General features: G+C 75.1%; 11 protein-coding genes. 9 read left to right on the top strand and 2 right to left on the bottom strand.

The annotated features are described in order from the left end of the window. The 4 genes from EF903_RS17260 to nudC form a co-directional block, all read left to right on the top strand. On the top strand, window positions 1-1116 hold a 1116-nt coding region (locus EF903_RS17260), incomplete at its 5' end, for a PD-(D/E)XK nuclease family protein (RefSeq protein WP_148142527.1). A 230-nt stretch (window positions 1117-1346) separates the two neighbouring features. Further along, window positions 1347-5159 (top strand): ATP-dependent DNA helicase, encoded by a 3813-nt coding sequence (locus EF903_RS17255; RefSeq protein WP_125544130.1) that lies wholly within the window; start codon window positions 1347-1349, stop codon window positions 5157-5159. A gap of 10 nt (window positions 5160-5169) precedes the next feature. Further along, the gene (locus EF903_RS17250) at window positions 5170-6576 is read left to right on the top strand and encodes a dipeptidase (protein ID WP_125544129.1); all 1407 of its coding nucleotides are present in this window, start codon (window positions 5170-5172) and stop codon (window positions 6574-6576) included. A 119-nt stretch (window positions 6577-6695) separates the two neighbouring features. Then, window positions 6696-7646 (top strand): NAD(+) diphosphatase, encoded by a 951-nt coding sequence (gene nudC / locus EF903_RS17245; RefSeq protein ID WP_399421064.1) that lies wholly within the window; start codon window positions 6696-6698, stop codon window positions 7644-7646. 99 nt (window positions 7647-7745) lie between these two features. Here nudC and EF903_RS17240 read toward each other — a convergent pair whose 3' ends face one another. Next, window positions 7746-8006 (bottom strand): glutaredoxin domain-containing protein, encoded by a 261-nt coding sequence (locus tag EF903_RS17240; RefSeq protein ID WP_114054058.1) that lies wholly within the window; start codon window positions 8004-8006, stop codon window positions 7746-7748. 170 nt (window positions 8007-8176) lie between these two features. Here EF903_RS17240 and EF903_RS17235 point away from each other — a divergent pair, with 170 nt between their 5' ends. From EF903_RS17235 to EF903_RS17215, 5 genes are all read left to right on the top strand, one after another. Continuing rightward, on the top strand, window positions 8177-10369 hold the full coding sequence (locus EF903_RS17235; protein WP_185902702.1) for an ATP-dependent DNA helicase UvrD2: 2193 nt from the start codon (window positions 8177-8179) through the stop codon (window positions 10367-10369). 168 nt (window positions 10370-10537) lie between these two features. Next, a complete protein-coding gene (locus tag EF903_RS17230; RefSeq protein ID WP_125544126.1) occupies window positions 10538-10870 on the top strand; it encodes a hypothetical protein in 333 nt (110 codons plus the stop codon). Window positions 10871-11054: 184 nt separating this feature from the next. Continuing rightward, window positions 11055-11426, top strand: coding sequence for a WhiB family transcriptional regulator (locus tag EF903_RS17225; protein ID WP_125544125.1), 372 nt, complete (start codon window positions 11055-11057; stop codon window positions 11424-11426). Next, a complete protein-coding gene (locus EF903_RS17220; RefSeq protein ID WP_125544124.1) occupies window positions 11423-11752 on the top strand; it encodes a hypothetical protein in 330 nt (109 codons plus the stop codon). Before EF903_RS17225 ends, EF903_RS17220 begins: the two co-directional genes overlap by 4 nt. A gap of 125 nt (window positions 11753-11877) precedes the next feature. Then, complete coding sequence (locus EF903_RS17215; RefSeq protein ID WP_125544123.1) at window positions 11878-12084, top strand: hypothetical protein; 207 nt, start codon at window positions 11878-11880, stop codon at window positions 12082-12084. A gap of 24 nt (window positions 12085-12108) precedes the next feature. On the opposite strand, the gene EF903_RS17210 is transcribed toward EF903_RS17215, so the two are convergent. Then, window positions 12109-13437 carry an AarF/ABC1/UbiB kinase family protein gene (locus EF903_RS17210; protein ID WP_125544122.1) on the bottom strand — a complete coding sequence of 443 codons (1329 nt, stop codon included), beginning with the start codon at window positions 13435-13437 and terminating at the stop codon, window positions 12109-12111. Between the last annotated feature and the right edge of the window lie 42 nt (window positions 13438-13479).

Below are 13479 nucleotides of genomic sequence, written 5' to 3'. Positions count from 1 at the left end.
TCGCCGCGCTCACCGACGAGGACGGCCGGCCGCTGGTGCCCGCCGCGCACCCGCAGCGCTGGTGGGGCCTGTACGAGCCGCCCCCTCGCCGTCCCGGCGCTCGTCGCCGAGCTGCGCGCCACCACCGTCGACCCCGCCGCCTCGCCCGCGCTGCGCGACGCCGCCGCGCGCCGCCTCGCCCGCCTCGCCGCGCTCACCGACGAGGACGGCCGGCCGCTGGTGCCCGCCGCGCACCCGCAGCGCTGGTGGGGCCTGTACGAGCCCACCCGCAGCCGGGTGCCGCTGCGCGACCGCAGCCGGCCCGTCGCCCTCTCCGGCAGCGCCCTGGACCAGCTCGCCAACACGTGCTCCCTGCAGTGGTTCCTCGGCCGCGAGGTCAAGGCCGACACCCCGGCCACCGCCGCCCAGGGCTTCGGCAACGTCGTCCACGTCCTCGCCGACGAGGTCGCCTCCGGCCGCACCCCCGCCGACCTGGCCGTCCTCATGGAGCGCCTCGACTCCGTCTGGGACGCCCTCGCCTTCGACGCCCCCTGGAAGTCCCGCCAGGAGAAGGACAGCGCCCGCGCCGCGCTGGAGCGCTTCCTGCGCTGGCACACCACCGACCGCGGGGGCCGGGAGGCCGTCGCCACGGAGCACGACTTCGACGTCACGCTCGAAGCGGGCGAGTACGCCGTCCGGATCCGGGGCTCCATGGACCGCGTCGAGGCGGACCCGCAGGGGCGGGCGTACGTCGTCGACTTCAAGACCGGCAAGGCGGCGCCGACCGGCGACGAGGTGGCCCGCCACCCGCAGCTCGCCGTCTACCAGCTCGCCGTCCGCGAGGGCGCCGTCGACGAGGTCTTCGACGGGCTGCGCCCCGAACCCGGCGGCGCCGAGCTCGTCCACCTGCGGCAGGGCGCCGCCAAGCGCGACGGCGGCGACACCGCGCCCAAGGTGCAGGCGCAGGAGGCGCTGCCGCCCGGGCCGTCCGGCGAGTGGGTCGGGGAGCTGCTGGCCACGGCCGCCGGGCGGGTCCTGGACGAGCGCTTCGCCCCCGCCCCCGGCCGGCACTGCGACCACTGCTCCTTCCGCAGCTCGTGCAGCGCGCGCCCCGAGGGCCGCCAGACCGTGGAGTGAGCTGCCGCACAGCCCGCCCCGGCCGCGCAGGCCGCGCGAGCCCCCGGCCCGCCGCCGTCCACCGGCCGCACCGTGCCGTCACCCGCGGCGGGACACGGCCCCCGCGCCTCCCGGACCCGCCCCGGCGCCCGTCGCGCAGCCGGTCCGCGGCGCCCCGTACCCGGCCGCCCGCACCCGGCGGTGTGAGCCGGGTCGCGGGCGGTGTCGGCCCGGACGGCTAGCCTTTCCGGGTGTCCGCGCGCCCGTCCCCCCTCACCGACCCCGAGCAGCTCAAGGAGCTCCTCGGCATCCCGTTCACCCCCGAACAGCTGGACTGCATCACCGCGCCGCCCGCCCCGCAGGTCATCGTGGCCGGCGCCGGATCAGGCAAGACGACCGTCATGGCCGCCCGCGTGGTCTGGCTGGTCGGCACGGGCACGGTCGCACCCGGCGAGGTCCTCGGCCTCACCTTCACCAACAAGGCCGCCGGCGAGCTCGCCGAACGCGTCCGGACCGCCCTCGCCCGCGCCGGCGTCACCGACCCCGACCCGGCACCGGACGCCGCGGGCTCCGAAGCCGCCGGCGGCGAGCCCCGCATCTCCACCTACCACGCCTTCGCCGGCCAGCTCCTGAAGGACCACGGCCTGCGCATCGGCCTGGAGCCCAGCGCCCGCCTCCTCGCCGACGCCACCCGCTTCCAGCTCGCCGCCCGCGTCCTGCGCGAGGCGCCCGGCCCCTACCCGGCGCTCACCAAATCGCTGCCCGACCTGGTCAGCGACCTCCTCGCCCTCGACGGCGAGCTCTCCGAGCACCTCGTCGCCCCCGACCGGCTGCGCGCGTACGACACCGCGCTCCTCGACGAACTGGCCGGCACCCGCCTGACCAACGAGGACCTCCGCAAGGTCCCGGAGGCCGTCCGCGGCCGCCTCGAACTGCTGGAGCTGACCGAGCGCTACCGCGCCGCCAAACGCTCCCGCGACCTCCTCGACTTCAGCGACCAGATAGCCCTGTGCGCGGAGCTCGCCACCACCCGGCCCGAGGTCGGGGCGCTGCTGCGCGACGAGTTCCGCGTCGTCCTCCTGGACGAGTACCAGGACACCTCCGTCGCGCAGCGGCTGCTGCTGTCCGGGCTGTTCGGCGGCGGCACCGGGCACGCCGTCACCGCCGTCGGCGACCCCTGCCAGGCCATCTACGGCTGGCGCGGCGCCTCCGTCGCCAACCTCGACGACTTCCCCGAGCACTTCCCGCACGCCGACGGCACCCCCGCCACCCGCTTCTCCCTCAGCGAGAACCGGCGCAGCGGCGGCCGCCTCCTCGACCTCGCCAACGGGCTCGCCGCCCCCCTGCGCGCCATGCACGAAGGCGTCGAGGCGCTGCGGCCCGCACCGGGGGAGGAGCAGGCCGGGTCCGTGCGCTGCGCGCTGCACGCCACGCACGCAGAGGAGCTCGACTGGCTCGGCGACTCCGTCGCCCACCTGGTCCGCACCGGCACCGAGCCCCGGGACATCGCCGTGCTGTGCCGGTCCGCCGGGGACTTCGCGCAGATCCAGGCCGCGCTCGCGGCCCGCGAGGTGCCCGTCGAGGTCGTCGGGCTGTCGGGACTGCTCCACCTGCCCGAGGTCGCCGACCTGATCGCCGTCTGCGAGGTGCTCCAGGACCCGGGCGCCAACGCCTCCCTCGTCCGGCTGCTGATCGGCCCGCGCTGGCGCATCGGCGCCCGCGACCTGGCACTGCTGGGCCGGCGCGCCCGCCTGCTCGTCGGCCGGGCGCGCGGCGAGGCCGACCCGGACGGGCGGCTCGCCGCCGCCGTGGAGGGGGTCGACCCGGCCGAGGTCGTCTCGCTGGCCGACGCCCTCGACACCTTCCTCGACGGCCAGGGCGGCGCAGGCGGCTCCGCCGGGGACGACGGGCTGCCGTTCTCCGCCGACGCCCGCGTCCGCTTCGCCCACCTGGCGCAGGAGCTGCGCGACCTGCGGCGCTCCCTCGCCGACCCGCTGATGGACGTCCTGCACCGGGTGCTGGCCGCGACCGGCCTCGACGTCGAGCTGTCGGCCTCCCCGCACGCCCTGGCCGCGCGCCGCCGCGAGACCCTGTCGTCGTTCCTCGACGTCGCGGCCGGCTTCGCCTCCCTCGACGGCGAGGCCTCCCTGCTGGCCTTCCTCGGGTTCCTGCGGACCGCCGTCCAGTACGAGAAGGGCCTCGACCACGCCCTGCCCGGCGGGGAGAACACGGTGAAGGTCCTCACCGCCCACAAGTCCAAGGGCCTGGAGTGGGACGTCGTCGCCGTACCCGACCTGTGCGCGGGTTCCTTCCCGAAGCAGAAGCCGCCGGAGGCGTGGACCTCGTACGCGAAGGTCCTCCCGTACGCGCTGCGCGGCGACGCGGCCACCCTGCCCGGGGACCCCGAGTGGACCTCGGCGGGCCTGAAGTCGTTCAAGGCGGCGCTGAAGGAGCACAAGGCGGTCGAGGAGCTGCGCCTCGGCTACGTCACCTTCACCCGCCCGCGGTCCCTGCTGCTCGCGTCCGGGCACTGGTGGGGGCCGTCGCAGAAGAAGCCGCGGGGGCCGTCGCCGTTCCTCGAGGCGCTGTACGCGCACTGCGCCGCGGGGCACGGCGAGATCGAGGTCTGGGCCCCCGAACCGGAACCGGGGGAGGAGAACCCGTCCCTGACGGCGGCGAAGGAGGCGGAGCACGCCTGGCCGCTGCCGCTGGACCGGAACTCCCTCGAGATGCGGCGCAGGGCCGCGGCCCTGGTGGAATCCCACCTGTCCGCCGCCGCCCGCACCCCCCGTACGGAACCGGAACCAGAACCGCCCCTGTGGCCCGCCGAAACGGCGGACGAGCGTGCCGACCTGTGGCCCGAGGACTGGGCCGCCGCCCCGGCCGACGACGCGCGGCCGGAGGCGGACACCGGCCTTTCCGCGCCCGCGGCACCGCTGGGCCGCGCGACCGGGTCCGCGCCCGTCGTGCACCCTGCCGCCCCGGCGGACGACCTGTGGCCCGAGGAGTGGGCGGCCGCGCGGCCGGAGGCGGACCCCTACCTGCCCGCGCCCGTGGCGGTGCCCGGCCCCCCGTCCGGGTCGGGGGCCGCTGCCGTGCACCCTGCCGCCCCGGCGGACGACCTGTGGCCCGAGGAGTGGCCCGGACCGGCCGTTCCGGCGACGGCCGCGCCGTCCGGCGGTGCGCCCGCCGAGTCGGCCGACGGCCCGTCGGCCTGCCCCGGCGGGAGGTCGCAGGCCGCCGGGGGCCGGGGGTCCGGCGTGCCCGGGCGGGCCGTGCCCGCTGCCCGCCGCGGCGGCTCCGGCGGGGGGCCCGGGCACGCGGAGGCCGGGCTCAGCCCAGAGGAGGCGCGGGCCGTCGCCTCCTGGGACCGGGACCTCGACGCCCTGGAGGGCGAGCTGCGCCGGTCCCGCGCCGCCGTCCGCGACGTCGAGCTGCCCGCCTCGCTCTCCGCGAGCCAGCTGCTCCGCCTCGCCGCCGACGAACAGGGGTTCGCCCGCGACCTGGCCCGCCCCATGCCCCGGCCGCCGCAGCCCGCCGCCCGCCAGGGCACCCGCTTCCACGCGTGGGTGGAGTCCCGCTTCACCGAGCTCCCGCTGCCCTTCCTCGACGTCCTCGACCCCGCGGCCGACCTCCCCGGCTCCGACCAGGAGGTCGCCGACGAGGCCGACCTCGCCGCCCTCAAGGAGGCCTTCGAGCGGAGCCCGTACGCCGAGCGCGTCCCGCACCGCCTGGAGGTGCCCGTCCAGGTCACGCTCGCCGGGCGGGTCGTCCGCGGCCGGATCGACGCCGTCTACCGCGCCCCCGCCGGCTCCCCGTACGCGTACGAGATCGTCGACTGGAAGACCGGCCGCGGCACCGACGCCGACCCCCTCCAGCTCGCCGTGTACCGCCTCGCCTGGGCGGAGACCACCGGCACCCCGCTGCGCCGGGTGTCCGCCGCGTTCCTGCACGTCCGCAGCGGCCGCGTCATCCGGCCCCGCAACCTGCCCGGCCGGGCCCGCCTTGAGCGGATCCTCCAAGGCGGAACGGGCCCGGGCGGCGGCCGCCGGGCGGGCGGATAGGCTCGTGGACATGAGCGAAACCCCGGCGGACAACGTCGTCCGCGCGTACATCGACACCCACCGCGACGCCTTCCTCGACGACCTCGCCGAGTGGCTGCGCATCCCGTCGGTCTCCGCCCAGCCGGCGCACGCGGACGACGTACGGCGCAGCGCCGAGTGGCTCGCCGCCCACCTCGCGAAGACCGGTTTCCCCGTGGCCGAGGTGTGGGAGACCCCCGGCGCACCCGCCGTGTTCGCCGAATGGCCCAGTGACGACCCCGGGGCGCCCACCGTGCTGGTCTACGGCCACCACGACGTGCAGCCCGCCGAGCTCGCCGACGGCTGGCACACCGAGCCGTTCGAACCCGTCGTCAAGGACGGCCGCATGTACGCCCGGGGCGCCGCCGACGACAAGGGCCAGGTGTTCTTCCACACGCTCGGCGTCCGCGCACACCTCGCCGCCACCGGCGCCGACGCGCCCGCCGTCCACCTGAAGCTGCTGATCGAGGGCGAGGAGGAGTCCGGATCGGCGCACTTCCGGGCCCTCGTCGAGCGCGAGGCCGCCCGGCTCGCCGCCGACGTCGTCATCGTCTCCGACACCGGCATGTGGTCCGAGACCACCCCGACCGTCTGCACGGGCATGCGCGGCGTCGCCGACTGCGAGATCGACCTGCACGGCCCCGACCAGGACATCCACTCCGGGGCCTTCGGCGGGGCGGTGCCCAACCCGGCCACCGTCGCCGCCCGCCTCGTCGCCGCGCTGCACGACGACGACGAGAAGGTCGCCATCCCCGGCTTCTACGACAACGTCGCCGAGCTGACGGACGAGGAGCGGCAGCTGATCGCCGAGCTGCCGTTCGACGAGGACGAGTGGCTGCGCACCGCCAAGTCGCACGCCGCGGCCGGCGAGAAGGGCTACTCGACGCTGGAGCGCGTCTGGGCCCGCCCCACCGCCGAGGTCAACGGCATCGGCGGCGGCTACCAGGGCCCCGGCGGCAAGACCATCGTCCCCGCCTCCGCCCACCTGAAGCTGTCGTTCCGCCTGGTGTCCGGGCAGGACCCGTACGAGATCGAGGCCGCCGTGCGGGACTGGGTCGCGGCCCGCGTCCCCGACGGCATCCGCCACTCCCTCGTCTTCGGCGCCCCGACCCGGCCCTGCCTGACCCCGCTCGACCACCCGGCGCTGCGGTCCGTTGTCCGCGCCATGGAGCGCGCCTTCGGCGAGAAGGTCCGCTTCACCCGCGAGGGCGGCTCCGGGCCCGCCGCCGACCTCCAGGACGTCCTCGGTGCGCCCGTGCTGTTCCTCGGCATCTCCGTGCCGTCGGACGGCTGGCACGCGCCGAACGAAAAGGTCGAGCTCGACCTGCTCCTCAAGGGCGTCGAGACCGCCGCCCACCTGTGGACCGACCTCGCCGCCCACTGGAGGCCCACCGCCTGAAACGGCGCGCCCGCGTGCCTCCCCGCTGCCGGGGCCGCGCACCGCAACCGCACCGCACCGCACCCAAGAGCCGCACGAGTCACGCGTCACCCAGCCTGCCCGACCACGCCCCGGGGGAATTGGAAGCACCTGTGAGCACCCACACCGAGCACCCGATCACGCTCGCCGAGCCCGGCGGCATCGACCGCGCCGCGCACCACCGCCTCGACGAGGCCTGGCTCGCCGCCGCCTGGAGCCACCCGACGACGCGGGTCTTCGTGGTCTCCGGCGGCCAGGTCCTGATCGACGACACCCCCGACGGGGGCACCGGCATCGTCATGACCCCGGCCTTCGAGGCGCCGCTCACCGAGACGCACCGCTACTTCCTGGGCACCGACGACGACGGCGTGCGGTACTTCGCGCTCCAGAAGGACTCCCTGCCCGGCCGCATGGACCAGTCGGCCCGCCCCGCCGGCCTGCGCGAGGCCGGGATGCTGCTGTCGCCGCGCGACGCGAGCCTGATGGTCCACGCCGTCGCCCTGGAGAACTGGCAGCGGATGCACCGCTTCTGCTCCCGCTGCGGCGAGCGCACCGTCGTCGCGGCCGCCGGGCACATCCGCCGCTGCCCCGGCTGCGGCGCCGAGCACTACCCCCGCACCGACCCGGCGGTGATCATGCTGGTCACCGACGGGCAGGACCGGGCGCTGCTGGGCCGGCAGGTCCACTGGCCGGAGGGGCGCTTCTCCACGCTGGCCGGCTTCGTGGAGCCCGGCGAGTCGATAGAGCAGTCGGTGGTCCGGGAGGTCTGGGAGGAGGTCGGCGTCCGGGTCGGCGCGGTCGAGTACGTCGCCAGCCAGCCCTGGCCGTTCCCGTACAGCCTGATGCTGGGCTTCACCGCACGCGCCGTCTCCTCGGAGATAGCCGTCGACGGCGAGGAGATCGAGGAAGCCCGCTGGTTCTCCCGGGAGGACCTGCGGCAGGCGATCGAGTCGGGCGAGGTGCTGCCCCCGTCGGGCATCTCCATCGCGGCCCGGCTGGTCGAGCGCTGGTACGGCAAGCCGCTGCCGCGGCCGCTCGCGCACACCGCGTGACCGCCCCGCCCGCGGACGCGCGAAGGCCCCCGCCGGCGACGGCGGGGGCCTTCCGCACACAGGGCCGCAACGGCCCCGTCCCCGGGACGGGGGCCGCGGTCAGACGGCGAGCGCCTGCTGCACCTGGGCCAGGCTCGGGTTCGTCATGACCGACTCGGTGCCGGCGGGCGAGACGACGAGCACGGTCGGGACGGTCTGGTTCCCGCCGTTCGCCTTCTCGACGAACGCCGCGGACTCCGGGTCCAGCTCGATGTTGATCTCGTTGTACGCGATGCCTTCCCGGTCCAGCTGGCTCTTCAGCCGGCGGCAGTAGCCGCACCAGGTCGTGCTGTACATCGTCACGGAACCCGTGTCCTGCATGCTGCGCTCCTTCGTGGGGTGGGGGCCTGGGTGGTCCGAGTACTCGAACGTACGGGACCGCGGAGCCATTCCCGCACCCGCGGGGCGCCCGGTACGTCAAGTACGACCGCGGCGGCCCCCCTGTGGACCGCGGATCCCGCCGGCCCCGGCAGACCTGGCAGCATGGCGGGGTGACAGCAGCAACGCCCTTCCCGTCCTTCCCTTCCGCCGCCGGGGGGCCCGACGGCCCGGCCGACGCGGTGCTCCAGGGCCTGGACCCGGAGCAGCGCGAGGTCGCCACGACCCTGCGCGGACCGGTGTGCGTGCTGGCCGGAGCCGGTACCGGCAAGACCCGGGCGATCACCCACCGCATCGCCTACGGCGTCCGGTCCGGGCAGCTCGCCCCGGCCAGTGTGCTGGCCGTCACCTTCACCAACCGGGCGGCCGGCGAGATGCGCGGCCGGCTGCGGACCCTCGGCGCGGGCGGGGTCCAGGCGCGGACCTTCCACTCGGCCGCCCTGCGCCAGCTCCAGTACTTCTGGCCGCGGGCGATCGGCGGGGACCTGCCCCGCCTCGTCGAGCGGAAGGTGCAGCTCGTCGCCGAGGCCGGCGCCCGCTGCGGCATCCGCCTCGACCGCGGCGAGCTGCGCGACGCGACCGGCGAGATCGAGTGGGCGAAGGTCACCCAGACCGTCCCCGCCGACTACCCGGCGGCCGCCCTCAAGGCGGGCCGCGAGGCCCCCCGCGACCCGGCCGAGATCGCCCAGCTGTACGGGATGTACGAGCAGCTCAAACGCGACCGCGTCCTGATCGACTTCGAGGACGTGCTGCTGCTGACCGTGGGCATCCTCCAGGACCGCCACGACATCGCCGAGCAGGTCCGCAGCCAGTACCAGCACTTCGTCGTCGACGAGTACCAGGACGTCAGCCCCCTCCAGCAGCGGCTGCTGGAGCTGTGGCTCGGCGACCGCGACAGCCTGTGCGTCGTGGGCGACGCCAGCCAGACCATCTACTCCTTCACCGGGGCCACCCCCGACCACCTGCTGGACTTCCGCCGCCGCTATCCGCACGCCACCGTCGTGAAGCTGGTCCGCGACTACCGCTCCACCCCGCAGGTCGTCCACCTCGCGAACGGGCTGCTGGCCCAGGCGAGCGGCCGGGCCGCCGACCACCGCCTCGAACTGGTCTCCCAGCGCGAGCCCGGCCCCGACCCGGTCTACGCCGAGTACGCCGACGAGCCCGCCGAGGCCGAGGGCACCGCCGCCCGGATCCGCGAGCTCATCGCCGCCGGCGTGCCCGCCGGCGAGATCGCCGTGCTCTTCCGCATCAACGCCCAGTCCGAGGTCTACGAGCAGGCCCTCGCCGACGCCGGCGTCCCCTACCAGCTGCGCGGCGCCGAGCGGTTCTTCGAGCGGGCCGAGGTGCAGAGGGCGCTGCTCGCCCTGCGCGGCGCCGCCCGCTCCGCCGGCAACGACCCCCTCCTCGACGACGTCGTCGAGCTCGGCGCCCAGGTCCGCGCCGTCCTCGGCTCCACCGGCTGGAGCCCCGAGCCGCCCGCCGGCTCGGGGGCCGTCCGCGAGCAGTGGGAGTCCCTGGCCGCGCTGGTCGCCCTCGCCGAGGACTTCGCCCGCGCCCGGCCCGGGGCGACCCTTGCGGACCTCGCCGTCGAGCTGGAGGAGCGCAGGGCCGCGCAGCACGCCCCGACCGTCCAGGGCGTCACCCTGGCCTCGCTGCACGCGGCGAAGGGCCTGGAGTGGGACGCGGTCTTCCTCGTCGGCCTCACCGACGGCATGCTGCCCATCACCTACGCCAAGACCGACGAGCAGGTCGAGGAGGAGCGCCGCCTCCTCTACGTCGGAGTCACCCGCGCGCGCCACCACCTGAACCTCTCCTGGGCCCTCTCGCGCTCCCCGGGCGGCCGGCCCTCCCGTGTGCCCAGCCGCTTCCTGAACGGCCTGCGCCCCGGCTCCGGAGGTCGTGCCTCCCGCCTCGGAGGCGGCGGCGGAGCGGGCGTGGAGCGCGGCCCGGCCCGCGGGCGGGCGCGCCGCGGGCCCGTACGCTGCCGGGTCTGCGGCCGGACGCTGACCGAGGCCGGCGAGATGAAGCTGATGCGCTGCGAGGACTGCCCGACCGACATGGACGAGGGCCTGTACGAGCGGCTGCGCGCGTGGCGCGGGATCCAGGCCGGCCGGCAGGGCCTGCCCGCCTACTGCGTCTTCACCGACAAGACGCTGATGGCGATCGCGGAGGCGGCGCCCGGCGAGGCGGGGGAGCTGGCGGTGATCCCCGGAGTGGGCGGCCGCAAGTTCGACCGGTACGGGGCCGATGTCCTGGCCATCTGCGCAGGCAGGGAGCCCGCAGGAGGGGACGGCGCCGACGCGTGAAAACTCGTCGGAAAAATAGTTTGCACATGCCCGCCGGATCCCCATAGGTTCTTAGCAACGGAAACGGTGGCTTCTGAGAAGCTCCGACTCTGTGCTGTACTTATCCGAATACGCATGGGACAGGCCCCCGGGCCCCCGTCCCCGAGACGCCGAGAGGAGGCGAGACCAGTGACCAGCTTCATCAACACCACCGCAATGACCGATCGCTCGGTCGCCGCTTCCTGCGCCCTCGGCTCCTCCTCGCTCCTCCCGCTCACGGGTACCGGTCTGTCCGCGATTTCCGCCGACAGCCGCGCCCTGCTGGCCGCGCCCGCCGCGCTGCTCGCGAGCGAGCGGAATGAGCGACCGACCCAGGCACCGGTGGCAGTAAAGGCAGAAGCCCAGGCGCACGCCTATGGCTTTGCCGCGGCCGGTGCCGGATCCAAGACGAAGCAGACGAAGCAGCAGCACCACCTGATGTGGGCCTTCCGTGGGCTCGAACCCTGGAGTGATCCAGCCTGATCCAGCGATCAGGCCGGCGCCTTCAGGGCCGCGGAACCCCACCCGGGATCCGCGGCCCTTCTGTTTGTCCCCGAACGGGGACGGCAGTCCGAAGGAGCCTCGGGACTGGCAAGACCAGGTACCAGCCGCCCCCGGCCGAACCGGGCCGGAACGACTAGACGAACAAGACGAGGAAGAAAACACCGTGCAACTCGAAGCGCACGCCCCGTCCGTACCGCAGACCCAGACGATCTCCCCGCCCGCAGTCCCGGAGGACCCCGCCTTGACTCCCCTCACCGCGCTGACCGCGCTCGACGACGCCATCGAGAACCTCGGCGTACCCGTCGCCTGCCGCACCTACGACCCGGAGGTCTTCTTCGCCGAGTCCCCGGCCGACGTCGAGTACGCGAAGTCGCTCTGCCGCACCTGCCCGCTCGTCGAGGCCTGCCTCGCCGGCGCGCTGGAGCGCCGCGAGCCCTGGGGCGTCTGGGGCGGCGAGCTCTTCGTCCAGGGTGTGGTCGTGGCCCGCAAGCGGCCCCGCGGCCGCCCGCGCAAGAACCCGGTTGCCTCGGCATGAAAGCCATCGGAACCATCGACCGCCCCCTGACGCACGACCCCCTGAAGCAGGCCCCCATGACCGCCCACACGACGAGCGAGAAGCCGCACGGCTCCGCCCCCGCAGACTTCACCACCACCGGCGCGATCACCTCGCGTCAGAACAGGACCCGCGAAATGCAACTCATCCCAGAAGCCCTGGCCCGTGCCCATATGGACGACCGGATGCGTGAGGCCGACGCCGAGCGTCGCGCCCTGCGCCTGGTCGCCGCCCGCCGCATGCAGCGGCGAGCCGAGCGCGTCTCGCTGCGCGCCCGCAGGGCCCTCGCCATGGCCGTCATGCACTGACCGCAGCCGCCGCGCCGCCACCACCCCGGCGGCGCACCGGCCACTCCGGGGGGACCGGTCCGCACGGACCGGTCCCCCCGGTGCGTTGCGGTGCCGCGCGGCCGCGCCGGGGATATCGTCTGGAGGTGGACCAGCAGACTCCCCCTCCCGACCCGTCGGGAACCGAGCCCGAGCCCGCCGTCTGCGCGCGCTGCGGCGCACGGTCCCCCGGCGGCGCCCCGCCCACCTGGACCTGCTCCGTGGAGAACGGGACCAGACAGTACTTCTGCGTGGACTGCGCCCGCGCCAACCTCCGCGCGATCGAGGGCCGCCTCGACTCGTCCTGGTGGTGACCGCCGCACGCGCCCCCGGCCCGCTCACTCCTCCGGCAGGAACCCCGGCAGCCACGACTCCAGTTCACCGCGCAGCCGCACCGTCGCCCCGAGCTGGCACAGCACCCCGATGGTGCTCAACGTCACCCGGTGGATCAGCAGGTACGACGGCGGCAGGTTGATCTGCCGGCCCAACTGGTGCGCGGGGGAACGCGGATCGGCTATCCGGGCCGCCTGCCCGCGCAGCCACGACCGCGTGAAGGTGAACTCCTCCGCCTCGACGGGCTCGACGATCGGCCTGAGGTACTCCAGCACCGCCTGCGGGTCCAGCTCGATGGACTCCCGCACGAACCCCTCGCCGCGCAGGTGCCCGTACATCCCCTCGGCGTCGTCCTCCAGCGTCATCCGCAGGGAGGTGCCGATCGGCTCCGGCCAGCCGCCCGGCAGCCGGTCGACCGTGCCGAAGTCCAGCACGCCCAGCCGCAGCCGGCCGCCTTCCCCCTCGATGAGCCGGAAGTTGCCCGGATGCGGATCCGCGTGCAGCAGCCCCGTCCGCGCCGGGCCGGTGAAGAGGAACCGGGCCAGCAGCTGCCCGGCACGGTCCCGCTCCTCCTGCGTGCCGCCGGATATCACCTCCGACAGCGGGGTCCCCTCCAGCCATTCCGACACCAGCACCTGCTCGCCCTGGTGCACCACCCGCGGCACCACCACGTCCGGATCGTCCTCGAACGCCTCCGCGTGCGTCCGCTGCGCCTCGGCCTCCAGGCCGTAGTCGAGCTCCTCCGCGACCCGCTCCTGCATCTCCAGGATCAGCGGCTTGAGGTCCATCCCCGGCACCAGCGGCCCCAGCAGCCCCGCGAACCGCCCCAGTTGGCGCAGATCCGACAGCAACGCCTCCCCGGCCCCCGGGTACTGCACTTTGACGGCCACCTCCCGGCCGTCGTGCCACACCGCCCGGTGCACCTGGCCGATCGACGCCGCCGCGGCCGGCTTGTCCTCGAACTCGCGGAAAGACTCCCGCCATTCCGGCCCCATGCGCTCGGCCAGCACCTGGTGGACCGTCTGCGCGGGCAGCGGCGGCGCCGCCTCCTGAAGCTTGGTCAGAGCCGCCCGGTAAGGACCGGCGAAGTCCTCCGGCAGGGCCGACTCGAAGACGGAGAGCGCCTGCCCCAGCTTCATGGCACCGCCCTTCAGCTCGCCGAGGGTGCGGAACAGCTGGTCGGCGGTGCGCTGCTGGATCTCGCGCGCCACGATCTCCGCCGACTTGCCGCCGATCCGCTTCCCCAGCCCCCAGGTGGCCCGGCCCGCGATGCCGAGCGGCAGAGCGGCCAGCTTGACGGTACGGGTGACCGCCTTCCGGGGAAGATCAGACATGCGCCCCTCCAATTCCCAGAGTGCCGTGCCGCAGGCGGCGGT

Source organism: Streptomyces sp. WAC05292, from assembly GCF_003949955.1.
Taxonomy (GTDB): Bacteria; Actinomycetota; Actinomycetes; order Streptomycetales; family Streptomycetaceae; genus Streptomyces; species Streptomyces globosus.
This window is presented reverse-complemented; position numbering and strand designations above follow the sequence as displayed.

Bases quoted from the DNA above. Each gene is read 5' to 3' on its own strand.
- EF903_RS17240 (WP_114054058.1), bottom strand. From the start codon at position 8,006: ATGCAGGACACGGGTTCCGTGACGATGTACAGCACGACCTGGTGCGGC.
- EF903_RS17220 (WP_125544124.1), top strand. From the start codon at position 11,423: ATGAAAGCCATCGGAACCATCGACCGCCCCCTGACGCACGACCCCCTG.
- EF903_RS17210 (WP_125544122.1), bottom strand. From the start codon at position 13,437: ATGTCTGATCTTCCCCGGAAGGCGGTCACCCGTACCGTCAAGCTGGCC.
- EF903_RS17250 (WP_125544129.1), top strand. From the start codon at position 5,170: ATGAGCGAAACCCCGGCGGACAACGTCGTCCGCGCGTACATCGACACC.